Origin of the sequence: Winogradskyella sp., from assembly GCF_965656915.1 — a bacterium.
GTDB lineage: Bacteria > Bacteroidota > Bacteroidia > Flavobacteriales > Flavobacteriaceae > Winogradskyella.
Genome location: NZ_CBFHMI010000002.1, coordinates 60,696 through 84,573, shown reverse-complemented (window position 1 = coordinate 84,573; position 23,878 = coordinate 60,696). Strand labels below are relative to the sequence as shown.

The window sequence follows — 23,878 nt, the reverse complement described above, 5'->3', positions numbered from 1 at the left end:
CATAATAACTTATAATGTCTGTGATGCATTCACTTGTAAACACAAATAATTACAGATAACTGTAGACTTATGCTATTTACACTTCAAAAGCATTATTATTTCTTTTTTTGCTTAAAATAGAGGGAAGTAAAAACTAAAATAAACGATTCAATGAATGGATTAATATATTTTTGATTTGGGGTCATTTACATTAATTTTACAAAACAAAAGAACCTATAACTATAATCATAAACAAACATTAGAGTTAAAGTGGCAAAATACTCGTTAAAACGGTGACATACAACATTTTGTCTAAAAAATATGCATTTAAACGATAAGATATGAAAATAATTACACTTATGCGACATGGTAAATCGTTGTGGGAACATGACGTTTCAGACCGTGATAGACCTTTAAAGTCAAGAGGAAAAACAGATGCCAAGCTAGTTGCTAATCAGTTTGTTAGGTCTAATAATTTACCTGAAGTCATATACTCAAGTCCGGCAAAACGAGCATTAAGTACATGTGAATTATTTTGTAGTATTAGTAATTTTCCTACAAAGAATATTAAAATACAAGAAGATTTATACGATTTTGGTGGTGAAAGTGTCATTAATTTCATCAAAAAATTACCAAATGATATCAGTGATGTAATGATTTTTGGTCATAATCATGCTTTCACATCTATTTCTAATATATTTGGAAGTGTTTATTTGTCTAATCTTCCTACAAGTGGATTAGTAAAAATACAGATAGATATTGATGATTGGAATTCATTAAAAAAAGGTAAGACAATACAAACTATTATCCCCAAGGAATTACGATAATGACAAAAGAAAAAAACGTCTATATAAATAGAGAATTAAGTTGGTTACAGTTTAATGCTCGTGTATTACAAGAAGCTGCAGATGAGGAAGTTCCGTTAATTGAGAGATTGCGGTTTTTAGGTATTTTTTCCAACAATTTAGATGAATTTTTTAAAGTTAGATACGCAACAGTAAGGCGAATCGATGAGGCAGGCAAAGGTGGTAAAGCCGAACTTGGTGGTATTAAAGCAAGTGAACTTTTAGAACAGATAACTAAAATAGTAATTAATCAGCAAAGTGAAAGCTTAGAAATATTAGATTCTATAAACCGACAGCTTGAGAATGAACATATTCATATAATCAAAGAAAACGATATTGATGCTGATCAACACGATTTTATTAAAGATTATTTTTATCAGGAAATAAGTCCAGCATTAGTAGTCATAGTCTTAAACGAAGATGTTGCATTACCTGAATTAAAAGATAGTGCAGCTTATTTAACCATTAAAATGACTAACTCAAACGGAGCAGATCAGTTCGCATTAATTGAAATTTCTAAAGCAATGGATCGTTTTGTGGTTTTACCACGAAAAGGAGAGTCTAATTATATCATTATGTTAGATGATATGTTGCGTTATTGCTTAGATGATATCTTTAATATTTTTAATTATGACAGCATATCTGCCCATATGATAAAAATAACACGAGATGGTGAGTTAGATTTTGACAGTGACTTAAGTAAGAGTTTTATCGATAAACTTTCTGATAGTGTTAAAGATAGACAAAGTGGTGATCCGGTTAGGTTTGTATACGATAAAAGTATTGAAGAAGATACATTAAACTTTTTATTAGATCGCATGGGTATTGACACTAAAGATAGTATAATACCAGGTGGTCGATATCATAATCGTAGAGATTATATGGATTTTCCTAGTTTAGGAAGAACAGACCTACTTTATAGTAAAATTCAACCTTTACCTGTTAAAGGGTTAAGTCTAGAAGTAAGTATTTTTAAAACTATCAAACAAAAAGATTACTTAGTATATACGCCATATCATACGTTTTCATATGTAGTTAAATTTTTGAGAGAAGCTGCTTTGGATCCTCAGGTAAAAACTATAAAAATTACCATTTACAGGCTAGCCCAAATTTCTCATGTCGCAAGTTCATTAATAAATGCAGCTAAGAATGGTAAAAAAGTAACAGTTTGCATAGAGTTAAGAGCGAGATTTGATGAAGAAGCGAATATAAATTATGCTGGGCAAATGAAGGATGCAGGTGTAAATATGCTTTTTGGGGTTACAGGCTTAAAAGTGCATTGCAAAATGTGTGTTATTGAACGAGAGGAAAATGAAAAGCTTGTACGTTATGGCTTTGTAAGTACAGGAAACTTCAATGAATCTACTGCTAAGATATATACAGATTTTACCTTGTTAACAGCAAATTCTAAAATATTAAAGGATATCAATAAAGTATTCAACTTTTTTGAGGTCAATTATAAAATTCATCGGTATAAGCACATAATAACTTCACCACATTACACCAAGTCTAAACTATTTGCTTTAATAGATGAAGAAATACGTAATGCCAAACTAGGTAATACTGCTTATATAAAGTTAAAAATGAATAGTATTAGTAGTTATAAGATGGTTGATAAACTTTATGAGGCCAGCAGAGCAGGTGTAAAGATAAAGATGATTGTTAGAGGATTATGTTGTTTGGTGCCAGGTGTAGAAGGAATGAGTGAAAATATTGAAATCATTAGTATAATCGATAAATTTTTAGAACATACTAGATTGTTTATTTTTTCGAATAACGATAAGCCAAAATTTTTCATTTCATCAGCAGATTGGATGACGCGAAACATTGATAATAGGGTAGAAGTGACGTGTCCAATTTACGACGAAGATATAAAAAATGAACTACAGGATTTATTCGAAATATGCTGGAATGATAATGTAAAAGCCCGTATCATTAATCAAACTCAGGATAATACTTACAAACGTAATGATCATAAAAAGATACGTGCACAATTTGAAACCTATAATTATTATCTCAAAAAGTTAGAAAAATAATATGCTAAAAATAAGCAAATATGCCGCTATAGATATAGGCTCTAATGCAGTGAGGCTGCTCATATCTAATATAATTGAGCAGGAAGGAGAACCCGTTATTTTTAAGAAAAATTCATTAGTTCGAGTGCCAATTAGGCTAGGAGCAGATGTATTTGTTAATGGTGAAGTGTCAGAGTACAATCAAAAACGTATGATTGATACCATGATGGCATTTAGTTTACTAATTAAGTCTCATGGCGTGGTTAGATATAAAGCATGCGCAACTTCGGCTATGCGAGAAGCAAAGAATAGTGAATACCTGTCCAACCATATTTTAGAATCCTGCGGCATAAATATTGATATTATTGATGGGGAAGAAGAAGCAGCTATAATCGCTGCCACAGATTTACACAGATTTATAGACCCAAATAAAACATATCTGTATGTAGATGTTGGTGGTGGTAGTACAGAATTCTCAATTATTCATAACGGAGAAAAAATAAAATCCAAATCATTTAGAATAGGTACGGTTAGACTATTAAATGATATTGTTAAAAATGAAACCTGGATCGAGCTAGAAACCTGGATTAAAGAAAATACCAAGCAGTATTACAAAATAGAGCTGATCGGTTCTGGTGGTAATATTAATAAGATATTTAAGATATCAGGTAAGGACTTAGGTAAGCCCTTAACTTATTTCTATTTAACGAGTTACTATAAAATGTTACAAAATTATTCTTACGAAGAACGTATTACTAAATTAAATTTAAATCAAGATAGAGCTGATGTTATAATTCCTGCAACCAGAATTTATTTATCTGCGATGAAATGGAGTGGAGCAAAGGATATTTATGTCCCTAAAATTGGATTATCTGATGGAATTATAAAAAGTATTTATCACGAAACAGTCTCTAGCGTTACTATTTAAATCTTGCATTTCAACCCATTTTCAGCAATGAAAATCAATAATATTATGGAAATCTTGAAATTAAAATTTATATTGGCACTCTCAAATTGAAAATTATGAAAAGATATTTACTTGCCTTAGTGTTAGTTTGTTTTACAACTATTTGTGTGTCTCAGGATATAAGATATGGTATAAGAGGAGCTATTAACGTATCAAATTTAGACTTTGAACCAGATGCAACTTTTGAAAATGATCATAGAAATGGTTTTGCCTTTGGAGGATTTGTAGAATTTGAATTCTCAGAGAATTTATCACTTTTAACAGAACTACAATGGTCTGCAGAAGGAGGAAAAGATGAATCTATAAGAGCTGATTATATTCAATTACCAATTTTATTACGTTTATCCGTTTCGGATCGTTTACGAATAGGAGTTGGCCCACAAGTAGCTTTAAAAACATGGAAAGATAACGATGGGTTTTCAACATTTGCGTTCTCTGGCGTAGCTGGTTTTGAATACATGATAACAGATGACTTATTCGTTGATGCCAGATTCTCTTATGGTCTTACTAATATCTTAGATGAAGATTTAACTGATATAGAAGCTAATAACCACGTTATGCAATTTGGTTTTGGTATTAAAATTTAAACAGTAATACAGTAATCAAAATAACTTAAAAAATCCTTAGCAAATTGCTAGGCTTTTTTAAGTTACCCATGTACAGTCTCTTTATTCCCTAAGTCTTTCATTATTTCAGCTTCATATTCCAATAGGTTTTGCCATTTTTCATCAACCTCTTTTCTATCACCATATTGTCTTGCAAAATTTAAGAACATGGTATAATGGCTAGCTTCACTTATCATAAGTTTTCTATAAAACTTAGCTAATTTTTTATCTTCTAGTTCTTCAGATAATAATCTAAAGCGTTCGCAACTACGTGCTTCTATTAATGCCGCATAAAGTAATCTGTGTACAAGTTGCGTCGTTCTGCTTCCGCCTTTAGGAAAGAACTTTAATAGCTCAATTACATACTCATCTTTACGGTCTCGACCTAGTATCCATCCTCGCTCTAAGATAAGATCGTGTACCATTTTAAAATGACTCATCTCTTCATTAACAAGCTCAATCATTTCCTGTACCAGTTCTGTATACTCAGGGAAACTCACAATTAATGAAACTGCCGTACTTGCAGCTTTTTGTTCGCAATAAGCATGATCAGTTAATATTTCTTCAATATTTTTTTCTACAATATTTACCCATCTTGGGTCTGTCGGTAGTTTTAGTCCTAGCATATCTAATATGGTCCTATTCGTTCTACTTTTAATCTTCCTTTTTTATCAATAATTATAGAGTGTAAAGATGTTCTATCGGTTTCAGGTATAGCGTAGATCACATCTATTTTTAATTTATCAGCCATAGGTGCATCATCATTGACTTCGATTGATTTCAGAATTCCGATTTTATCAAATTCGTGATCCTCGATATTAGATTTGGTTATTGTATCATATCTAAAAAGAAGATTAATTTTCTTTTTATCAAAACACTCTTCAAAGATGAGTTTGCCATCTCTTTCAATACGGATATCAAACTTAAAATTTCTATAATAGGTTTGGTAATTAATAGTGTCTTCAATTTTGGTAAAAAGTATACTATTAGCCATATCTGAGTAAGTTTTTATCTGTACGCTGTAGCCATTTTGAAATAAAGTATCTACTTCACGTTCAGAATAATATTCTGGGATAAAAACTATTTTTTCAGTTACAACCTCTTTGTCATATGCTTCGATACTTTCAAGTAGCGCTTCATGAGACGTTTTACGGCCTTCGCAACTTATAAATACCAAAACGGAAATTAGAAATAGATATAAAATATGTTTCATAGTATTAAACATCTAATCCAAACGTACGTTTAAGAATTTCTATATTCGGATTTTTTTCTTTCAATTTCTCATACTTTTCCTGTGGAGTAAAGGCATACTTTTTTGCGACTTCTTCATTAACTGAAATATCTAAGTGTAAATCGTAATTCTTTAATGTCTTTTTCAAATAAACCAATAAAGGATATTGAGAGCGCTCTAATTCTATTTTATTCGTATTGTTAGAATAGGTAAGGCATATGGCTATACCTTTTAATTTAGGGGCTTCCATTTCTAGAATTGAAGCCATAATTTTTTCGCCTTTCTTATGAAGCGATTGGGTGTAGTTATACCAGGCCTTTTCAAGATCTTCTTGTTTAACAGGTTCTTTTGGCAAATCTTCTTCATCAATTACCACATCCATTTGTCGTATTTGATGTTCTTTTTTCTCCCGTATGCTTTTTAACGATAAACCAGATGTGACTTTCTTCGGTTTTTCAATAGAAATTTTTGGAATAACCACAGGCTCTGCAACGGCAGTAATATTTTCTTCTATATCTTCTTTTGTGGTGGAAGCAGTCTGCTCAGGTTTTTTAGTTTCAGCTTTTGGTTTTTGAACTGGAATTGGCTGAATACTTCTTGCTTTAAAATATGAAGGAGGAATTATGAAGTACTTATTGTTTTTTTTTTCTCCATCAAAAGTGATAGAGGCTAATTGCATGAGTGTTAATTCCACTAATAAGCGTTGATTCTTACTGGTTTTGTATTTTAAATCGCAGTCGTTGGCTAATTGTATGCCTCTCATTAGAAAACTATGAGATGTTTTCTGTGATTGTTCTATATATTTCTGTTTAGTGTCTTCACCAACTTCTAATAATTCTATGGTTACCTGGTTTTTGCAAACCATTAAATCTCTAAAATGAGAAGCTAGACCTGCTATATAATGATGTCCATCAAACCCTTTTGAAAGTATAGCGTTGAATTGCACCAGCAAATCAGGGATTTTATTTTCTAATATTAAATCTGTACTGGTAAAATAAGTCTCGTAATCGAGTACATTCAAATTCTCAGTTACGGCCTGGCGCGTTAAGTTTTTACCTGAAAAACTCACAACACGATCAAATATGGACAAAGCATCACGCATGGCTCCATCAGCTTTTTGAGCTATAATATGAAGCGCGTCATCTTCTGCATTGATGTCTTGTTCTTCAGCGATATACTTTAAATACTCTTTAGCGTCAGTAACTGTAATACGCTTAAAATCAAAAATCTGGCAACGTGATAAAATAGTTGGTATAATTTTATGCTTTTCCGTTGTAGCTAGAATAAATATACAGTGTTTAGGTGGTTCTTCTAAGGTCTTTAAAAACGCATTAAAAGCCGCTTGGGACAGCATGTGTACCTCATCTATGATATAAACTTTATATTTACCTACCTGAGGTGGAATACGAACCTGATCGGTTAAATTTCGGATATCATCTACAGAATTATTAGAAGCCGCGTCTAATTCAAAAATATTAAATGCAAAGTCTTCATCTTCACTGGTGTTACCATCGCTATTTATCATTTTGGCTAAAATCCTAGCACATGTTGTTTTACCAACACCACGTGGACCAGTAAATAATAAAGCTTGGGCTAAATGATTATTCTCAATAGCATTTAGTAAAGTGTTTGTAATGGCCTGCTGACCCACAACATCCTTAAAGGTTTGTGGTCTGTATTTACGTGCCGATACTACGAAGTGTTCCATTGAGATTTAACTGAATTACAAATTTAAGAATAACCAATAAATTGCGCTTTAATGCAGTTAAAATTTAATATGAGTTATTAACAATTTGATTACTTTTACTGCGAGTAGATTGCCTTATCGATTCTAAATTTATTTAGAGTAGGAAAGTCCGAACACCATAGTGCAGACATAGTGGCTAACAGCCATCAGTCGAGAGACTAGGAAAAGTGCAACAGAAAGTATGTACAGGTAATGCTGTAGTGAAATCAGGTAAACTCTATGTGGTGCAATGTCATGTAAACTAACGTTTGAGTGCGGCACGTGCAATGTTAGAGGGTAGGCAGCTAAAGTTTGCTAGTAATAGTAAACGTAGATAAATGATAAGGGCTCATTTTGAGTACAGAATTCGGCTTATAGATTTACTTAAGAAAAAAACCTTCTAGCAATAGAAGGTTTTTTTGATTGCTATCTATTCTTCAATAGATTCAGTGTTCTCAGTTTCGGCCGCTTGCATAGCATTGAGCACAGCATTCATTGCTGTGGCATCAAAGTAAATGTGCTCTGCTGTTATTTTTCCATCAGTAAATTGAACTGCTAAATGAACAGGCATAGACAATTTAGTTCCATTGACCATGGTTCCACTATGTTGAGCCCAATAATAGACCCATGTTTCGTCTTCTTTATCTATTACCATTTTCATGTAATCATCGTTTTTATCAAATCCATAAGAAGAAAACGCGTCAGTCATAGCTTTTAGATTAGTTAATCTAGCATCTAAGGTCATCGGTTCTTTAGAATTGACATAGATCTTAGCTGTGTCAGCAAAATGACTTTTCCATCTGTCCCAATCACTACTTTCGTAAGCGGTAATGCCGGCTTCTAAAGTCTTAGTTTCAGTTGATTCTGCAAAATATCTTTGCTTTTGTTCCTGGCAAGAAGTAAATAATAAAACTAATAATCCTAGTGTTAATAAATTTTTCATATTCGTGAGATTTTAACGATTTTAAAATATTATTCTTTAGGTGGTGAAATACTGTAACCTTGACTAGTCATAATATTCATCATATCATAGAAATAACGCATAAATACAATTTTTCCATCTGCAATCATTGACACTGTGTGGTAAGGTACTACTATCTCTTTACCTGATTTTTTATCGGTAATTGTATTAGTTCCCCAAGATAGAAGCCATTCTCCTTTATTCCTGTTGTTATCTACTTTTACGGGTAGATATAAATCTTCTGATCTTGAATGTTTGTATTGATTGGTGCTATTAGTAAAGTATACTTTATGTTGTTTCACAGTTAATGAATCTAGACCGCTACCTAATCCATATATCATAGCCTCATCATGGTGTTGTGCATTCATTTTGTCTACATCTCCATTTTGTAAAGCATCAGTATAATTTTTGACCAAAGTTTCTGCGACCTTTGCGTTTTCAAATTTTAGGGTTACTTCTGGTTCACTCTGTGCATAGATAAAATTACCTGCTAGTATTATAATACTAAAAGAATGGTCTTTTTAAAAATTTTCATAATTGTTTGATTTTGGTTAATAGCTTATTTAACCATATCAAAAATAGAAGAAGTAAATGAAGGGAGGTATAATAGTTAATAACATACAAGATAAGTATAATTATTAACTAGGAATTGCCCTACGTTTCTGGTATTCAGTTATTTTCGAAAAAACTAAACGTATTTCCTCCATAACTTCTGGAATGTGAATAGTTATTTAAGTGGCTTAAATCCGTATGTTTAGAATGCTCTACAATAAGTAATCCTTCATCTTCTAGAATAGTATTTTTAAAGACTAATTCTGGTAGCTTAGAAAAGCGTTCAATCTCAAAATCATAAGGAGGATCAGCAAAAATAATGGTATGCTTTTGTTGAGTTTGTTCTAGGAATTTAAAAACGTCACTTTTTATTGTATTAATAGGCATATCAAAAGACTCGGAAGTATTATTAATAAATTTTATACACCCATAATTATCATCTACAGCTAAGATTTTCTCAGTGCCTCTGGAGGCAAATTCATAACTAATGTTCCCAGTACCAGCAAATAAATCTAAGACTGAAATATTATCAAAATAATACCGATTATTTATAATATTAAATAAGGCTTCCTTCGCCATATCTGTTGTAGGTCGCACTGGTAGCTTTTTTGGAGCTGAAATGCGTCTACCTTTATACAAACCAGATATAATACGCATTAGAAAGAGTTTAGAATAAGATAGTGTCTGTGTAGACCATCAGAATCTATAGAATTATTAAAATGGTATGAACTTGTAAACTTCACTACGTCAATATGTCTAACATAAGTGTATAATACGTTATAAAGCTCGCCATCTTTGTCAATATTTCCACTTAAATGAATTAGTGTTGTTTCTGCATCTAGTTTTAATTGTTCAAAAACAAATAGAACATAATAGATAAAATCTTCTTTGGTAGTATAATCAAACACGTTAATCAACTGAAGTCTTCCGTGTACTGTAACAATCAATTCAATAGCGTTATGGGTTACATTTATATAAACTTCTGAATGTTTTTCTGAATGTTTATGTTGTAACACAGAATTTATAAAAATACTTGTGGCATGTTTATACACAAATTCACCAAAAGTCTCAAAAATGTAATTGTTGATATTTACATATGGCACATACACATTAATGCTGTCATTGACCGTAATCTCATCTTCTGCGATAAGATCTGTTTTTAAGATCTTTGAATTAAATTTTAAATAATCTGCTTTTAAATTATCGTCATATAAAGCTTTAGGAACAAGTGTAGATAGTTCATTCTGATGTATTACCAATACCGAGTCAAATTCGTCAGAAAACTCCGTATTACTGCTCAACTCAGTTTTTAATCTATTAAGTACATCGAATGGAGTAAGTTTAGATTTAAAATCGATAGTTTTAAGTAACTCTACTGTATTTGACGTTCTATTTAGTATACAAAAAGAAAGCCCATTCAAATTAACTTGAATGGACAGTTCTTTAATGTTGTTTTTGGTCAAAACTATTGAGATTTGATATAGTTTTTTGGCCAGTTTCCGGTAGTATTAACTTCTTCTAAAGAACCTACTTTTAGCATAGATCCATTTACACCGTCAACTGAAACGACTTGTTTTTCTTTTTCAATTAAATATTTTTCCTGGTCGCTAAGAATAAGTTCTTTTGCTATACTAGCCTCAAACACCGGAATATCATCTATTTTATCTGCTTTTAATTTAATTTTAGCACTCTTATCTCCAACAGTTAAATTCATCATTGTTTTGTAACGATTAGTACCATCGAATAAAGAATCTTTTACAGAGTAATAACTCAGTGTATCAATTACAACTTCTGTTTTAAACATTTCTACTCCACCAAAACGTCGTGTAGCCTCTTCATCTAAAACGGTAACATCTCTTCTCTGAGTGATTGGAACTTTAGCTGTATCAATAAACCTCACTAATTTATCAAAATTACCAGCGTATTCTCCATTGACTTCTTTATATGCTAATTGAGAATCTCTAATATCTATAAGTTGATCGATAACAACTTTGTAGCGTTCAACCTTTAGCTGGTTAAACTGAATCTCTTTGTATACTGACATATAGGTTTTATAACCTAAGAAAATAATTAATACCCAAAGTAAAACGTTGATTATAGGTTTAGCTTTTTTGGGAACAAACTTATCTATTAGCCATACAATTAAAATGGTTAACAGTATAATAACTACAATTGCTATAATTACTTTCATATAATGTCTTTATTAATTAGGTCTATCGCAAATCTACAATTTTTTTTTGTTCGTTAAAACTATCTAAATAAAAATCATTCAAAATAAATATCTATTAGCACTATGCCTCTGTAAAAATGGATATTAATGTTATATTGCTTTATAAAAAATTCTTTATGATTACTAATGCTTCTGCATTTTACTCTTTATTAAAATCTAAATTTCCATTTCAGCCAACATCTAAGCAAGATTTGGTTTTAATGCAACTTTCTGAGTTTATATTCAGTACCTCTAAAAATACCTTATATTTATTAAGAGGTTATGCAGGTACAGGTAAGACTAGTATTATTGGTACGATAGTTTCAAACCTGTGGCAAGCAAAAAAAAGTGCAGTTTTACTAGCACCAACAGGAAGAGCGGCGAAGGTGATTTCTAATTATTCGAATAAAGAGGCTTTTACCATTCATAAGAAAATATATTTTCCAAAAAAAGAAAAAAGTGGTGGTGTAAAATTTGTAATGCAGCCCAACAAACATAGAAATACAATTTTTATAGTTGATGAAGCTTCTATGATTCCAGATGTACCTTCAGACTCAAAATTGTTTGAAAACGGATCACTTTTAGATGATTTAATGCAGTATGTCTATTCTGGTCACCAGTGTAAATTATTATTAATAGGGGATAAAGCACAATTACCACCAGTAAAATCTGATTTAAGCCCGGCTTTAGATGCTGATAAATTAAGTCTCAATTACAATAAGGATGTCATCGGTATAGAATTAGATGAAGTTGTTAGGCAAGAACAAGATTCAGGAATATTAGAAAACGCTACAGAATTAAGAGCAGTATTAGCTTCTACCTTTTACGATAGTTTTAAATTTAATGTTACACCATATAAAGATATCGTAAGACTAATCGATGGTTATGAAATTATGGATGCTATCAATGATGCCTACAGTAATGAAGGTTATGAGGAAACAGCCATAATAGTGCGAAGCAACAAACGTGCGAATATGTTTAACCAACAAATACGACAACGCATTTTATTTAATGAGAGTGAATTGTCCGCCGGTGATTATTTAATGGTAGTAAAGAATAACTATTTCTGGGTAAAGCCAACATCTGAAGCTGGTTTTATAGCTAATGGCGATATAATTGAAGTCTTAGAGATTTTTAGCATCAAAGAATTGTATGGATTTAAGTTTGCTGAAGTGAAAGTAAAGATGGTAGATTATCCAAAAATGCGTCCTTTTGAAACTGTATTATTGCTAGATACAATTGCGGTAGAAAGTGCATCATTAAGTTATAAGGAATCTAACCGATTATACCAAGAAGTCTCTAAAGATTATGCAGATGAAACCTCTAATTACAAACGATTTTTAGGAGTAAAGAACAATAAGTTTTTTAATGCGCTACAGGTTAAATTTAGTTATGCCATAACATGTCATAAGTCTCAAGGTGGTCAGTGGAATACCATATTTATTGAGCAACCCTATTTACCAGAAGGTATGAATAAAGATTACATAAGATGGTTATACACTGCAGTAACAAGAGCAAAAGAAAAATTATATCTCATAGGTTTTAAAGATGATCTGTTTGAAGAAAATGAATTAAATTAGAAGAATGACAGCAGAAACAATTCTTAGCATATTTTTAGGCATAGGCTTATCAGCATCGGTTGGCTTCAGAGTTTTCTTGCCTTTATTTGCTTTAAGTTTAGCAGTCTATTTTAATTTCTGGGAACTTAATGAATCTTGGATGTGGATTGGCAGTACAGTTGCTGTAATTACATTAGGCATAGCTACCGTTGTAGAAATAATAGCTTATTATTTACCTGTTGTTGATAATCTCCTAGATACTATTGCAATTCCCTTAGCGACAGTTGCGGGAACAGCCGTCATGGTTTCTACAGTGGCTGATTTAAGTCCGGTTGTAACTTGGGCATTGGCTATTATTGCTGGTGGTGGAACTGCGGCAGCAATTAAAAGTTCTGCAAGTGTCACAAGATTGGGATCAACAGTTTCAACAGCTGGAGTTGCCAATCCTGTGGTGTCTACAATCGAAACAGGTACGTCTGTAGTTATGTCCGTTATTTCTATATTTCTTCCTGTTCTGGCTATTATTTTAGTTCTTATAATTCTTTACATAGTATATAGGTTGTATAAAAAGTTAAAATTGAGGAAGCCTAAATCATCGTAAAACTGTATTTTTGAAATTCGCTTAAGTAAGTAAAATGAAGATTATTTCAATGATTCCTGCACGCTATAGTGCATCTCGTTTTCCCGGTAAGTTAATGCAAAACTTAGCTGGAAAATCCGTGATTTTACGTACTTATGAAGCTACTATAGCAACTCAACTTTTTAGTGAAGTTTATGTGGTTACTGACAGTGAGGTCATTTTTAATGAAATTGTGAATAACGGCGGAAAAGCCATTATGAGCAAAACAGAACATGAATCTGGTAGTGATAGAATAGCTGAAGCCGTTTCCGATGTAGATTGTGATATTGTTGTTAATGTTCAGGGAGACGAACCATTTACAGAGCGGGAAAGTCTGTTTAAAGTATTGGAAGTTTTTAAAGACGATATCAATAAAGAAATAGACCTTGCATCTCTTATGGTAGAGATTACGGATTGGGACGAGATAAGTAACCCAAATACTGTAAAAGTTATTGTAGATCAAAATAATTTTGCTTTGTATTTTTCCAGGAGTCCTATACCATACCCTAGAGATAAAAATGCTAATACAAGATATTTTAAACATAAAGGTATATATGCATTTAGAAAGCAGGCGCTACTAGATTTTTCTGTGCTGCCAATGCAGTTTATTGAAGCGACAGAAAAGATAGAATGCATAAGATATCTTGAATACGGTAAGCGTATAAAAATGGTAGAAACTGAAGTGCAAGGTGTAGAAATAGATACTCCAGAAGATTTAGAAAAAGCAAAACGTTTGTGGAAATAGATTACAGTCACATAAAAGTTATTGGCTTCGATGCAGATGATACGCTATGGGTGAATGAAACCTATTTTAGAGAAGCAGAAGAAGAGGTAGGTAAATTATTATCGCACTACGAAACGCCTAATAAAATAGATCAGGAGCTTTATAAAATGGAGCTTAAAAATCTTGGAACTTATGGTTACGGGGTAAAAGGTTTTGTGCTATCTATGATAGAATTAGCTGTAGAATTATCTAATGGTAAGGTTTCAAATAGTATCATTTCAGACATTCTGAACATAGGAAAAAGAATGTTAAATAAACCTATAGAATTACTCGAAGGAGTAGAGGAAGTACTAAAAACCTTATCTAAGGATTATAGATTAATCCTTGCAACCAAAGGTGATTTATTAGATCAAGAGCGAAAATTAGAAAAATCTGGCTTGATTGATTATTTTCATCATATAGAAGTATTGAGTGAAAAACAAGAATACAATTATTCTAGACTTTTGAAACATTTAGATATAAAACCATCTGAATTTTTAATGGTAGGAAACTCATTAAAATCAGATATTTTACCATTAATAAATATTGGTTCTGAAGCTATCCATGTTCCATTTCATACCACGTGGCAGCATGAAAAAGTTTCAGAAAACGAAACTAATGGTGTAGATTACAAAACGGTTTACAGCCTTTTAGAAATTTTAAAATTTTTTAAAAACAATTAAATAAACTAAGTTTTATTTTTGTTAAAGATATAGAGTAGATGATATATAAGAATTACCCAATGGTGTCTAGAGTTGTGTTTGGACGCGGAAGCTTTAATCAGTTAGATGATATACTTTCGCCTAAACGAAATGGACGAAATGCACCATTTATTTTTTATGTAGATGATGTTTTTAAAGGCAATCATTGGTTAACGTCAAGAATTACACTGTCTTATAAGGATAAAATTATTTATGTACCTACTAAAGAAGAGCCTAAAACTTCGCAAATTGATCAATTAGTTGAAGACATTATTTTAGAATTTAGTGAATTACCTTCCGGAATAATTGGTATTGGAGGTGGCATAGTTATGGATATTGCTAAAGCGGTATCATTGATGTTAACTAATAAAGGTGAATCAAAGGACTATCAAGGTTGGGATCTTATAAAATACCCAGCTATTTGTCATGTAGGAATTCCGACTATTTCTGGTACAGGCGCAGAAGTATCTCGTACTACCATATTAACAGGACCAGACCGTAAACTAGGTATCAACAGTGACTTCACGCCCTTCGATCAAGTTATCCTAGATCCAGAGCTAACTAAAAATGTACCTCATGACCAGTGGTTTTACACAGGTATGGATTGTTTTGTGCATTGTGTAGAATCTTTAAACGGCACTTATTTAAATGCGTTTAGCCAGAGCTATGGTGAAAAGGCCTTTGAGCTTTGTGAAGAAATATTTTTAAGCGATAATTTGAGCAAAGAAGATTCTCAAGATAAATTAATGATGGCTTCCTGGCATGGTGGAATGAGTATTGCCTATTCTCAGGTTGGTGTAGCACATGCCATGAGTTATGGGCTTAGTTATTTGTTAGGTGTTAAACATGGCATAGGGAATTGTATCGCTTTTGATCATTTAGAAGATTATTATCCTGAAGGAGTTGCAATGTTTAAAAAAATGAAGTCTAAGCACAATATTACTTTACCACAAGGTGTCTGCTCAGATTTATCTGATAGTGAATTTGAAACTATGATAGATGTTGCATTAAGCTTAGAGCCACTTTGGGAAAACGCATTGGGAAAGAACTGGAATAAAATCATGACGCGTCAAAAGCTCTTAGCGCTCTACAAAAAGATGTAAGATGCGTTGGTTAGCGAAATTAATTTACTTCAAGATCCTTGGTTGGAATATCGTTGGAAACACTAATTTTTCAAAGGACACCGTAAAGAAAGCAGTCATTATAGCAGCACCTCATACGAGTTGGCATGATTTCTTTATTGGTTTATATCTAAGGAAAATTACAGGTGTAAAAACTAATTTTATAGGTAAAAAGGAATTATTTAAATGGCCCTTCAATTACTATTTTAAGGCAATTGGAGGAAGACCAATTGACAGAACATCTGGTCAAAACAAAGTAGAAGCTATTACTAAACTATTTGAAGAAGAAGACGAATTTCGATTAACCCTTGCGCCAGAAGGTACTCGTAAAAAAGTTGCACAATGGAGAACGGGATTCTACTATATTGCTAAATCTGCAAAAGTGCCTATAATAATGTTCACACTAGACTTTAAGGATAAACAGAATAAAGTTTCAGAACCGTTCTATCCCACAGACGATATGGAAGCTGATTTTAAGCATATTAAAGCCTTTTATGAAGGTATAGAGGGAAAAATTAAAGATTACAGTTAATCGAATAAATTTTCAAAAGTTATATTTTCATCCTATTTTTCTGCCTTTGATATATAATAATAGTAATGAATCTTGCTTTTTTTAATTTAAAGAGAAATTTGGCATAAGAATTGAATATTATTATATGCAATGAAACATAAAGTAAACTAATAAGTCCCTAAAAAGAAACATTGCAACTTAAAAAAAGCTATCTAAAATTATTTAGGTAGCTTTTTTTCATTTATATACTTATCAAGGAGATAATTAGTCTGTGAGTTTAGTTTCTTTTTAAAAAACCCAGTATTACCAAGTATAAGTCCTTTGAAACCTAAGGCTTGTCGAGCCTATTTATGAAGATTAAAACCATCAGTATGCTTAATAATTAATCCGTCTTTAAATTCAAAACTAGCGTCAATCTTGTTATGCACCTTTCGTCCTGTTTTACTAAAGGTAAAAAATGCCTCCCAATGCGCAGATGCATTATTACCATTGGTTTTAATGTTTGAGTAAACCACCTTAAAGTCCTTATTTTTCGTCATTCACATAACATCAACCACATTGCTTTAGCACGATTTCCCTTTAAAACACCAAAAGCAGGATCTTCAAAAACGATGTTATTATGATAGCAATAATTCATGGTTTTTGCATCTAATTTCTGAAATGCTATGTAAAATGTTTCAATAAGATTTACCATAATAAATTAAAAATATAAAACCGCTACTGTAAAAACTTCGTATGTAGAATTGTAATAGCACGATCTATGTTATAAAGGTAATTAAATCTTTAAGTTGATTGTGATTAATTGCTATGAAAGTAAAAGGCTTCCATGATTGTGGAAGCCTTTTCGACTTGAACATTATTGTTTAGAAATTTTTGAATAACAGAATAAGTATAGCTGCACACTTGGTGCAAAATTATTTAGAGACGTAATCGCTAGTTCCATTGGTAAACAACAAATTATTCTGGTCTTAGGTGCAGTAAAGCCAATATCGGCTGGTAAAGAAATGAGAGAAGCTTTGGCTACTAAAACTCTAAATTAATAAATTATGAGTTCATTAAATAAAATTAGCTCAATATAAACAGAGACACTATTTTACAAATGAGATATCTAAAGTGCCATTGATTACAACATTGTATCCTTCTTTACGCGCAATAGATATATAATCTTTAGCTATCTGTTTTTCTTTTAAAAGCTCTTCAATACGTGAGTTTTCATATGTGGTGTCAGAATTTTCATTGCCCTCACATAATCTTAATTTTTGAACTTTGTGAAAGTTAATTTTTTGTTCTAATAATACATTTACAATATGTGATGCTTCAGAAGGTTTAAATAATCCTTCTACTAATTGCACCGCTTGTTTTGCTTCTTTTACGTCAGTTTTTGTTTTTGTATTTGACATGGTTTATAGGTTTTATTATGGTTTATACTAATTTGTTATTTGATCTCCATAAGTTTAATTATGGCAATACATGAAATTATAAAAGCACTGACTGCAATATGCTCAATAAAGATGTTATTGTTTAAATAAGATAACGTTACAAGTGCAGATAGGCCTAATAAAGTAAGTGCAGCATATACTTTAGTTTTTAAAGCAGATTTTTTCGACTTTGTGTTTCTTAAATTTTCAACTCTTGCATTAGATTCTAATCGTGACATGTTTGTTCTAATATTAAATGTTCATTAATTTTTTTCGATACACAAAGTTTAAAAGAATATTTTATTTATTTTTATATATATATATAATAATATACATAAGTAAAAGTTATGAATTACACTTTGCATCAGCTTCAAATCTTTTTAAAGATCACACAATTGAAGAGTATTACTAAGGCTTCGGAAGCATTATTCTTGAGTCAACCTGCGGTTTCAATTCAACTAAAAAAATTTCAAGATCAGTTTTCAATTCCTTTAACTGAAGTTGTAGGAAGACAACTTTATGTTACTGATTTCGGTCAGGAAATAGCTGAAGCTGCTGAAAATATATTAAACCAGGTACAAGCTATTGATTATAAGACGATGTCCTTTAAAGGTCAGGTTGCAGGTCGTTTAAAAATATCTGTCGTATCCACTGGAAAATATGTGATGCCTTATTTTTTATCAGACTTCACAAATCAGAACAAAGGTGTAGATCTCATCATGGATGTGACTAATAAGACAAGCGTTGTAAAAAGCCTGGAAAAGAATGAAGTAGATTTTTCATTGGTATCTGTTATACCAGACCAATTAAATTTAGAGCGAATAGAGTTAATGGCTAACAAACTTTATCTTGTTGGTGGTACCAAAGAAAAGTTCAATAGAAAGGTGAGTAAAAAGAAAATTTTTGAAACCTATCCGATGTTATATAGAGAAGATGGTTCTGCCACGCGTAATGCTATGGAAAATTTCATAGCTAGCCATAATATATCTACTCCAAAGCGTATGGAGTTAACCTCTAACGAAGCACTAAAACAAGCCGTAATAGCTGGTTTAGGCTACTCTATTATGCCTTTAATAGGAATTAATAATGAGCTAAAAAATGGTGATCTTGAGATTATTCCATTTAAAGGATTACCTATTGTGACAAACTGGAATTTAGTATGGCAAAAATCAAAAAATTTATCACCAACCGCATTAGCATTTTTGGAGTTTATAAAAGCTGAAAAAGACCGAATAATTAAAGAAAATTTCGATTGGTATGAGGATTACTAAATGCGCTTAATTTTTTCAATCATTTTTCTTGTCATATTGTAAACAAAATGATTGGTTTTAGCATAATGAAACGACATAAAACAAACAGTAGTTAAAAACGCTAAGGCTCCGAGTATAGCTTGCCATGGCAATAAAGTTTTTCCTATAATTTGGTGTAAGCCTATACCAGTAAAACTGCCATAAATAATAATAAAATGAATAACATAGATGGATAAAGTTTTTTGTCCTACCTTTAAAATTAAAGGTAGCTTTATATAGCGCTCAGTAGCATAAAATAAGCCGAATAATATTAGGACGTTCCCAAGTCGTGTGAATAGATAATTATAATAGGCAACATCTTTTAATAATTCAACATCGAGTATAAAGTACAGCTGCATTAATACCCAAGAGGATTTAAATATCAGTAATAGTCCAACGATAAAAAAGCCAAATAAAATGGCTATTTTAAAGTGTTTACGTTCTACATAACGATAAAATAATGTTGCTATAAAAGCACCAAAAGCGGTATAGCCAAACCAGGGAATAATGGTAAATACAGAACCATTTTCTTTACTCAAATAATTTGCAAATAGTTCTGGTACATGTGATAACTTCAAATATCTGTATAATGGTTCTGTAACAAATACGGTAATACCAATTACTAACATTAAAATAGAAAATACGAGTGTCTTTTTAAAAGTAAGCCTGTATATGAAGACAACAAGTATAAGCGATAAGCCAATACACTGTAGAACATCAATAATTAGAAAATAGCTATCAAACTCGCCAATAAGCCACTCAAAAACAGGCACGCGCAATAAGTAACCAATACCTATAAGCATAAAGCCTCGCACTAAACCTTTGCGCATACGTTGTTCTGTGTTGCCCTTATGTTTTGCTTTAATTAATAAATACGAAAATATTAAACCTGAGATAGTAAAAAATGTAGGCGCAGTAATACCTCTAAAGTATTCCCAGGTTTTAAATGCAGTGTTTGCTTGGTCTCTGTAAGACACATCTAACAGCGTATCTATAAAGTGCCCTTGTAACATCATTAAAATGGCAAAGGCTCTTACAGCATCAATAAAATATAAACGTTTAGTAGTTTGCAATAGCAATGGGCTTGAGTTTCAAATATACTATTTCGTGAATTAATTGGTTTTTAAATATTGCAATTATCGGTTAGTATATGAAAAGTAGCCGATTTTGAAGCCCGAAACTATCACTTAGGTCTAACGTTTAATTTGAGTCTAAAGCCTTGTTTTTATTAATGTTTCGTCAGTTTTTATATGAATTGTTGGTAGTCGTTTTTTTTATTTACTTAAGTTGAATAGTTAGCGAAACTATTCATTAATGTTTTCCACCAAATCCAATTATCCACATAGTATATGAATATGTGTTGGACTAAAATAAAAATCAAAAAAGGCACAAATGTAAATTTAATTTCCTTTGCGTTTCTTTCTTTCCAAATGATTATCAGTAGCACAAATTCAACAGTAATATATGAGTAGGTTAAAGCATCAGTAAAGTTAGAGGCAATTCCCAACACGATTAAAAACAATCTGGTTAACGCAGGAATAAGAGGACCAAAAATAGTACTAACCATAAATCGTGAATGAAGCATCAGGTTTTTCCGAAAATACAATGCTAGGGTATATAGAACTGCAAAACCAATTAAAGTACACACATCAATAAATGCAAGTGTATATAAAATATTTGGTGGGTAGTTTACCTGTCCTTGAATCACTGGAAATTTCTAGCTGTAATGTTCAGTTTCTTTGGTATGTTAGGTGCATTGCCTGTGGTTAATGTTAACCAATTAAAGCAAGCTATCAATGATATTATTCTAATACCTAATGGAGTAGAAGTCTCTTTTCAGTCAAATCTTATAATTGCGTCAATTCTGGTTGTATTTACAAGTATGGTAATACTTGGCGGTTTAAATCGAATAAGTAAAATAGCCTCTAAACTACTGCCATCTATGGTGGTTTTGTACTTTGTATTAGTCATCATCATTTTAGCACTAAATTTTTCTGAAGTTCCTAAATATTTAGCCTTATTTGTTACCGATGCTTTTAATGCCGATTATTTTCCAGAAGACAAACTATTCTTGGGAGGTGTTCTAGGTGCTTTAATATTACATGGCATTAAACGTGGTGCATTTTCTAATGAAGCTGGTTTAGGTACGGCGCCTTTGGCGCATGGTGCAGCAAAAACGGATGAACCTGTTCGTGAAGGATTAGTGGCAATGTTAGGACCAGCAATAGACACACTTGTAGTTTGTACGCTTACGGCATTAGTCATATTAGTGACTGGTGTTTGGGAATCATCTTCAAATAATGGAGTAACTTTAACGGCTGCCGCATTTCAGAGCGCGATACCTGTTTATGGTCAATATTTACTAATGCTATGCGTATTTTTATTTAGCGTCTCATCATTATTTTCATATGCCTACTATGGCAATAAGTGTATGTCCTTTTTAATAGATGCGGATAAGAAACATTACTACAACTATGTATATATCGCCAGTATCGTACTAGCGGCAACAACTGAGTTTGAAACTATGATTAACTTAATTGATGGAGTATTTGCGCTTATGGCTATACCAACTATGACGGCAACTATAATTTTAGCGCCAAAAGTTATTAACGAGTCTAAACGATATTTCAAATATCTAAAATCTCAGAAATAGTTTTGTTTTGTAAGAATTAACGTCTAAAACAAGGTGTAGTTTGGTATATTGTGCTAAATTGATATATTTATGCTAAAATAATATACATGAAGATTAATCTTTGTCCTAATTGTAACTCCGATGACTATGTTAAAAGTGGTATAGTCAATGACCGACAACGTTATAAATGTAAATCGTGCAACTATTATTTCACGGTTAATAAGTTAGGAAAAAAGATAGACGATTATTACGTTAATAAGGCGTTACAACTCTATTTAGAAGGATTAACCTATAGAGAAATAGAGCGTATTTTAGGGATATCTCATGTTAGTATTATGAACTGGGTTAAGAAGTATAATATTAAGCGTCCTTACAATTCAAAATACCATCCAACATATAAAATATTAAATGCCGAAGAGCTATCTAAATTCTTCTCAAATGCAGATAATCTTTCCGGTGCAGGAACTTTAGTTACCGAACTTGGCGATAAGTTTATGCTTATAAAATGGGAACGCTTTAGAGATTAGATATATATAATTACCAAATAACTATACCAATTTTTTTTACAACTCATCTTTTATAGAGCTTAGTGCTGCACACAAAACCAATGTATAACTAACTAACTCTATACTTTATGAAGAAACTTAATGGTATCATAGTAATTCTATTGCTATGTTTTTTTTCTGGGTATTCTCAATCTGAAGAAGAAACAGGTTACGGGAAAGGCTACAGAATTAATTTCAACGATGACGGTACCAAATACATGAGATTTATTTCATGGGGACAATTTTGGGCACAGTATAATGATGATGCACCAGAAGGTACCCAAAAACTTGCGCTCAGTGTAAGAAGAGCTAGAATCTTAACCTGGATTAAATTCAGTGATAAATTCTCAATGGTAGCTCACTTTGGACTTAACAGCTTAAATGGCGACAATACTGGGCCAGTAGGAAAAGATGCTAGCGCACAACTATTCTTTCACGATTTCTGGGGAGAATATAAGGTTAGTGATGACCTGTACATTGGTGGTGGACTTCATTATTGGAATGGTATTTCTAGATTAAATAATCAAAGTACATTAAATATGTTGACTTTAGACAACAATAGATCGTCTTGGTCAACACTTGGTCTTTCTGATCAATTTGCAAGACATATTGGTTTTTACGTAAAAGGTAAATTAGGAAAATTACAATATCGATTTGCGCTTAATGAAGCCAATGCAAATACCTTGGATAATGATGGAGCACCTAGAGATGTTGGGTCTGCAACGGTATATCGTGGTAGAGAAGTATTAGGTTCAGCTGCTGCTGGTAAAGTGATTCAAGGCTATGTAGATGTCAACCTTCTAGACCAGGAGTCTAATGCCTTACCATACAAGGTAGGAACATATATGGGTAGTAAAAAGGTATTCAATATTGGTGCTGGTTTCTTTAGCCATTCAAATGGTGTGGTATTACCAAATGGCGAAGGAGATGATGTACTTTTATTTGCAGCAGATGCGTTCTATGATGCTCCAATAGGAGATAATGGATCTGCAATCACAGCTTACGCAACGTACCAAAGTAATGATTATGGTGAGGATTTTTTTCTAGGACCATATGCCACTGGTGATATGATATACAGTCATGTTGGTTATGTACTTCCTGGAGATAAAACTAAAACCAGATTTCAACCTTATGTGGCATATTCTACAAGAAGCATTGATGTTATTGAAGATAATGCAAATCAATTTAAGCTTGGAGCCAATATATTCTTTACTGGTCATCATTCAAAATTAAGTTTTGATTATACCAATAGTAAAGTTGGAGATGGCGATGCCACAGGAATTTTTACTGTACAAGCCATGATCTTTTTATAGAATTCGCTTGATACAATTTAATAATCAAACAATCAATTATGTCAGAAAAACAAAAACACGCAACAGCATATTGGAAGGAAAATGTAAAATACCTTTCTATCTTGTTAGCTATATGGTTCATCGTATCCTATGGCTGTGGTATCCTTTTTAAGGATGCTTTAAATGAAATTAGACTTGGTGGATTTAAGCTAGGCTTCTGGTTTGCACAACAAGGTTCTATTTACGTATTCGTTGTTCTCATCTTCGTATACGTTCGCATTATGAATAAACTTGATAAAAAATACGGTTTCGACGAATAGTCTGAACTAATAACCAAA

28 protein-coding genes, 1 other RNA gene and 1 pseudogene are annotated in these 23,878 nt (G+C 32.0%); 16 read left to right on the top strand and 14 right to left on the bottom strand.

Annotated features, from left to right (window positions below; all coding sequences use genetic code 11):
* Positions 1–320 precede the first annotated feature (320 nt).
* The 4 genes from ACTG3Y_RS01595 to ACTG3Y_RS01580 all read left to right on the top strand — a co-directional run bounded on the left by ACTG3Y_RS01595 (position 321) and on the right by ACTG3Y_RS01580 (position 4,393).
* The gene (locus ACTG3Y_RS01595) at positions 321–806 is read left to right on the top strand and encodes a SixA phosphatase family protein (protein ID WP_439151173.1); all 486 of its coding nucleotides are present in this window, start codon (positions 321–323) and stop codon (positions 804–806) included.
* Entirely contained in the window at positions 806–2,860 is a 2,055-nt protein-coding gene (gene ppk1 / locus ACTG3Y_RS01590; protein ID WP_439151172.1) for a polyphosphate kinase 1, read from the top strand. The genes ACTG3Y_RS01595 and ppk1 overlap by 1 nt, the downstream gene beginning before the upstream one ends.
* A 1-nt stretch (position 2,861) precedes the next feature.
* On the top strand, positions 2,862–3,767 hold the full coding sequence (locus ACTG3Y_RS01585; RefSeq protein WP_439151171.1) for a Ppx/GppA phosphatase family protein: 906 nt from the start codon (positions 2,862–2,864) through the stop codon (positions 3,765–3,767).
* A 95-nt stretch (positions 3,768–3,862) separates the two neighbouring features.
* The gene (locus ACTG3Y_RS01580; RefSeq protein WP_439151170.1) at positions 3,863–4,393 is read left to right on the top strand and encodes a porin family protein; all 531 of its coding nucleotides are present in this window, start codon (positions 3,863–3,865) and stop codon (positions 4,391–4,393) included.
* A 62-nt stretch (positions 4,394–4,455) separates the two neighbouring features.
* Here ACTG3Y_RS01580 and ACTG3Y_RS01575 read toward each other — a convergent pair whose 3' ends face one another.
* The 3 genes from ACTG3Y_RS01575 to dnaX are packed head-to-tail and all read right to left on the bottom strand — an operon-like array spanning position 4,456 to position 7,350.
* Complete coding sequence (locus ACTG3Y_RS01575; protein WP_439151169.1) at positions 4,456–5,037, bottom strand: tRNA-(ms[2]io[6]A)-hydroxylase; 582 nt, start codon at positions 5,035–5,037, stop codon at positions 4,456–4,458.
* A gap of 2 nt (positions 5,038–5,039) precedes the next feature.
* On the bottom strand, positions 5,040–5,624 hold the full coding sequence (locus ACTG3Y_RS01570) for a hypothetical protein (RefSeq protein ID WP_439151168.1): 585 nt from the start codon (positions 5,622–5,624) through the stop codon (positions 5,040–5,042).
* A gap of 4 nt (positions 5,625–5,628) precedes the next feature.
* Positions 5,629–7,350: a DNA polymerase III subunit gamma/tau gene (dnaX, locus tag ACTG3Y_RS01565; RefSeq protein ID WP_439151167.1), complete on the bottom strand. Its 1,722-nt coding sequence runs from the start codon at positions 7,348–7,350 to the stop codon at positions 5,629–5,631.
* A 101-nt stretch (positions 7,351–7,451) separates the two neighbouring features.
* Between dnaX and rnpB the strand changes: the two genes are divergently transcribed.
* Positions 7,452–7,759: RNase P RNA component class A (gene rnpB / locus ACTG3Y_RS01560), an RNA gene on the top strand.
* Positions 7,760–7,798: 39 nt separating this feature from the next.
* Here rnpB and ACTG3Y_RS01555 read toward each other — a convergent pair.
* The 5 genes from ACTG3Y_RS01555 to ACTG3Y_RS01535 form a co-directional block, all read right to left on the bottom strand.
* On the bottom strand, positions 7,799–8,311 hold the full coding sequence (locus tag ACTG3Y_RS01555; protein ID WP_439151166.1) for a hypothetical protein: 513 nt from the start codon (positions 8,309–8,311) through the stop codon (positions 7,799–7,801).
* 29 nt (positions 8,312–8,340) lie between these two features.
* Positions 8,341–8,745, bottom strand: a complete 405-nt coding sequence (locus ACTG3Y_RS01550; protein ID WP_439151165.1) for a hypothetical protein — start codon at positions 8,743–8,745, stop codon at positions 8,341–8,343.
* Between the two features lie 253 nt (positions 8,746–8,998).
* Positions 8,999–9,538: a 16S rRNA (guanine(966)-N(2))-methyltransferase RsmD gene (gene rsmD / locus ACTG3Y_RS01545; protein ID WP_439151164.1), complete on the bottom strand. Its 540-nt coding sequence runs from the start codon at positions 9,536–9,538 to the stop codon at positions 8,999–9,001.
* Entirely contained in the window at positions 9,538–10,344 is an 807-nt protein-coding gene (locus ACTG3Y_RS01540; protein ID WP_439151163.1) for a DUF3822 family protein, read from the bottom strand. Before ACTG3Y_RS01540 ends, rsmD begins: the two co-directional genes overlap by 1 nt.
* 2 nt (positions 10,345–10,346) lie before the next feature.
* Positions 10,347–11,072: a hypothetical protein gene (locus ACTG3Y_RS01535; protein ID WP_439151162.1), complete on the bottom strand. Its 726-nt coding sequence runs from the start codon at positions 11,070–11,072 to the stop codon at positions 10,347–10,349.
* Positions 11,073–11,227: 155 nt separating this feature from the next.
* On the opposite strand from ACTG3Y_RS01535, the gene ACTG3Y_RS01530 reads away from it, so the two are divergent.
* The 6 genes from ACTG3Y_RS01530 to ACTG3Y_RS01505 are packed head-to-tail and all read left to right on the top strand — an operon-like array spanning position 11,228 to position 16,385.
* Positions 11,228–12,670: an ATP-dependent DNA helicase gene (locus ACTG3Y_RS01530; RefSeq protein ID WP_439151161.1), complete on the top strand. Its 1,443-nt coding sequence runs from the start codon at positions 11,228–11,230 to the stop codon at positions 12,668–12,670.
* A gap of 4 nt (positions 12,671–12,674) precedes the next feature.
* Entirely contained in the window at positions 12,675–13,250 is a 576-nt protein-coding gene (locus ACTG3Y_RS01525; RefSeq protein ID WP_439151160.1) for a DUF4126 domain-containing protein, read from the top strand.
* Between the two features lie 49 nt (positions 13,251–13,299).
* On the top strand, positions 13,300–14,013 hold the full coding sequence (kdsB, locus tag ACTG3Y_RS01520) for a 3-deoxy-manno-octulosonate cytidylyltransferase (RefSeq protein WP_439151199.1): 714 nt from the start codon (positions 13,300–13,302) through the stop codon (positions 14,011–14,013).
* Entirely contained in the window at positions 14,004–14,714 is a 711-nt protein-coding gene (locus ACTG3Y_RS01515) for an HAD family hydrolase (protein WP_439151159.1), read from the top strand. Before kdsB ends, ACTG3Y_RS01515 begins: the two co-directional genes overlap by 10 nt.
* Positions 14,715–14,752: 38 nt before the next feature.
* Entirely contained in the window at positions 14,753–15,835 is a 1,083-nt protein-coding gene (locus ACTG3Y_RS01510; protein WP_439151158.1) for an iron-containing alcohol dehydrogenase family protein, read from the top strand.
* 1 nt (position 15,836) lies between these two features.
* Entirely contained in the window at positions 15,837–16,385 is a 549-nt protein-coding gene (locus tag ACTG3Y_RS01505; protein ID WP_439151157.1) for a 1-acyl-sn-glycerol-3-phosphate acyltransferase, read from the top strand.
* 323 nt (positions 16,386–16,708) lie between these two features.
* Here the strand turns inward: ACTG3Y_RS01505 and ACTG3Y_RS01500 are convergent, their stop codons facing one another.
* From ACTG3Y_RS01500 to ACTG3Y_RS01485, 4 genes are all read right to left on the bottom strand, one after another.
* Positions 16,709–16,903, bottom strand: coding sequence for a nuclear transport factor 2 family protein (locus ACTG3Y_RS01500; RefSeq protein WP_439151156.1), 195 nt, complete (start codon positions 16,901–16,903; stop codon positions 16,709–16,711).
* Positions 16,900–17,058, bottom strand: coding sequence for a hypothetical protein (locus ACTG3Y_RS01495; RefSeq protein ID WP_439151155.1), 159 nt, complete (start codon positions 17,056–17,058; stop codon positions 16,900–16,902). The genes ACTG3Y_RS01500 and ACTG3Y_RS01495 overlap by 4 nt, the downstream gene beginning before the upstream one ends.
* Positions 17,059–17,452: 394 nt before the next feature.
* Complete coding sequence (locus ACTG3Y_RS01490; protein ID WP_439151154.1) at positions 17,453–17,764, bottom strand: hypothetical protein; 312 nt, start codon at positions 17,762–17,764, stop codon at positions 17,453–17,455.
* 35 nt (positions 17,765–17,799) lie between these two features.
* Complete coding sequence (locus tag ACTG3Y_RS01485) at positions 17,800–18,021, bottom strand: hypothetical protein (RefSeq protein WP_439151153.1); 222 nt, start codon at positions 18,019–18,021, stop codon at positions 17,800–17,802.
* A gap of 108 nt (positions 18,022–18,129) precedes the next feature.
* Here ACTG3Y_RS01485 and ACTG3Y_RS01480 point away from each other — a divergent pair, with 108 nt between their 5' ends.
* Positions 18,130–19,053 carry a LysR family transcriptional regulator gene (locus ACTG3Y_RS01480; protein ID WP_439151152.1) on the top strand — a complete coding sequence of 308 codons (924 nt, stop codon included), beginning with the start codon at positions 18,130–18,132 and terminating at the stop codon, positions 19,051–19,053.
* On the opposite strand, the gene ACTG3Y_RS01475 is transcribed toward ACTG3Y_RS01480, so the two are convergent.
* Both ACTG3Y_RS01475 and ACTG3Y_RS01470 read right to left on the bottom strand, forming a co-directional pair.
* Positions 19,050–20,144, bottom strand: a complete 1,095-nt coding sequence (locus ACTG3Y_RS01475; RefSeq protein WP_439151151.1) for a heparan-alpha-glucosaminide N-acetyltransferase domain-containing protein — start codon at positions 20,142–20,144, stop codon at positions 19,050–19,052. The genes ACTG3Y_RS01480 and ACTG3Y_RS01475 overlap by 4 nt on opposite strands.
* A 209-nt stretch (positions 20,145–20,353) precedes the next feature.
* A complete protein-coding gene (locus ACTG3Y_RS01470) occupies positions 20,354–20,779 on the bottom strand; it encodes a hypothetical protein (RefSeq protein ID WP_439151150.1) in 426 nt (141 codons plus the stop codon).
* On the opposite strand from ACTG3Y_RS01470, the pseudogene ACTG3Y_RS01465 reads away from it, so the two are divergent.
* The 4 genes and pseudogenes from ACTG3Y_RS01465 to ACTG3Y_RS01450 form a co-directional block, all read left to right on the top strand.
* Positions 20,780–21,724, top strand: a pseudogene (locus ACTG3Y_RS01465) (alanine/glycine:cation symporter family protein); the annotation flags it as partial.
* A gap of 86 nt (positions 21,725–21,810) precedes the next feature.
* Entirely contained in the window at positions 21,811–22,230 is a 420-nt protein-coding gene (locus ACTG3Y_RS01460; RefSeq protein WP_439151149.1) for a transposase, read from the top strand.
* A 107-nt stretch (positions 22,231–22,337) separates the two neighbouring features.
* Entirely contained in the window at positions 22,338–23,561 is a 1,224-nt protein-coding gene (locus ACTG3Y_RS01455; protein ID WP_439151148.1) for a hypothetical protein, read from the top strand.
* 38 nt (positions 23,562–23,599) lie between these two features.
* Positions 23,600–23,860 carry a DUF4212 domain-containing protein gene (locus ACTG3Y_RS01450; RefSeq protein WP_439151147.1) on the top strand — a complete coding sequence of 87 codons (261 nt, stop codon included), beginning with the start codon at positions 23,600–23,602 and terminating at the stop codon, positions 23,858–23,860.
* The last annotated feature ends 18 nt before the right edge of the window (positions 23,861–23,878 follow it).

Coding starts and splice junctions, on each gene's coding strand:
- ACTG3Y_RS01595 (WP_439151173.1), top strand. CDS start 321: ATGAAAATAATTACACTTATGCGACATGGTAAATCGTTGTGGGAACAT.
- ppk1 (WP_439151172.1), top strand. CDS start 806: ATGACAAAAGAAAAAAACGTCTATATAAATAGAGAATTAAGTTGGTTA.
- ACTG3Y_RS01585 (WP_439151171.1), top strand. CDS start 2,862: ATGCTAAAAATAAGCAAATATGCCGCTATAGATATAGGCTCTAATGCA.
- ACTG3Y_RS01580 (WP_439151170.1), top strand. CDS start 3,863: ATGAAAAGATATTTACTTGCCTTAGTGTTAGTTTGTTTTACAACTATT.
- ACTG3Y_RS01575 (WP_439151169.1), bottom strand. CDS start 5,037: ATGCTAGGACTAAAACTACCGACAGACCCAAGATGGGTAAATATTGTA.
- ACTG3Y_RS01570 (WP_439151168.1), bottom strand. CDS start 5,624: ATGAAACATATTTTATATCTATTTCTAATTTCCGTTTTGGTATTTATA.
- dnaX (WP_439151167.1), bottom strand. CDS start 7,350: ATGGAACACTTCGTAGTATCGGCACGTAAATACAGACCACAAACCTTT.
- ACTG3Y_RS01555 (WP_439151166.1), bottom strand. CDS start 8,311: ATGAAAAATTTATTAACACTAGGATTATTAGTTTTATTATTTACTTCT.
- rsmD (WP_439151164.1), bottom strand. CDS start 9,538: ATGCGTATTATATCTGGTTTGTATAAAGGTAGACGCATTTCAGCTCCA.
- ACTG3Y_RS01535 (WP_439151162.1), bottom strand. CDS start 11,072: ATGAAAGTAATTATAGCAATTGTAGTTATTATACTGTTAACCATTTTA.
- ACTG3Y_RS01530 (WP_439151161.1), top strand. CDS start 11,228: ATGATTACTAATGCTTCTGCATTTTACTCTTTATTAAAATCTAAATTT.
- ACTG3Y_RS01525 (WP_439151160.1), top strand. CDS start 12,675: ATGACAGCAGAAACAATTCTTAGCATATTTTTAGGCATAGGCTTATCA.
- kdsB (WP_439151199.1), top strand. CDS start 13,300: ATGATTCCTGCACGCTATAGTGCATCTCGTTTTCCCGGTAAGTTAATG.
- ACTG3Y_RS01510 (WP_439151158.1), top strand. CDS start 14,753: ATGATATATAAGAATTACCCAATGGTGTCTAGAGTTGTGTTTGGACGC.
- ACTG3Y_RS01505 (WP_439151157.1), top strand. CDS start 15,837: ATGCGTTGGTTAGCGAAATTAATTTACTTCAAGATCCTTGGTTGGAAT.
- ACTG3Y_RS01500 (WP_439151156.1), bottom strand. CDS start 16,903: ATGACGAAAAATAAGGACTTTAAGGTGGTTTACTCAAACATTAAAACC.
- ACTG3Y_RS01495 (WP_439151155.1), bottom strand. CDS start 17,058: ATGGTAAATCTTATTGAAACATTTTACATAGCATTTCAGAAATTAGAT.
- ACTG3Y_RS01490 (WP_439151154.1), bottom strand. CDS start 17,764: ATGTCAAATACAAAAACAAAAACTGACGTAAAAGAAGCAAAACAAGCG.
- ACTG3Y_RS01485 (WP_439151153.1), bottom strand. CDS start 18,021: ATGTCACGATTAGAATCTAATGCAAGAGTTGAAAATTTAAGAAACACA.
- ACTG3Y_RS01480 (WP_439151152.1), top strand. CDS start 18,130: ATGAATTACACTTTGCATCAGCTTCAAATCTTTTTAAAGATCACACAA.
- ACTG3Y_RS01460 (WP_439151149.1), top strand. CDS start 21,811: ATGAAGATTAATCTTTGTCCTAATTGTAACTCCGATGACTATGTTAAA.
- ACTG3Y_RS01455 (WP_439151148.1), top strand. CDS start 22,338: ATGAAGAAACTTAATGGTATCATAGTAATTCTATTGCTATGTTTTTTT.
- ACTG3Y_RS01450 (WP_439151147.1), top strand. CDS start 23,600: ATGTCAGAAAAACAAAAACACGCAACAGCATATTGGAAGGAAAATGTA.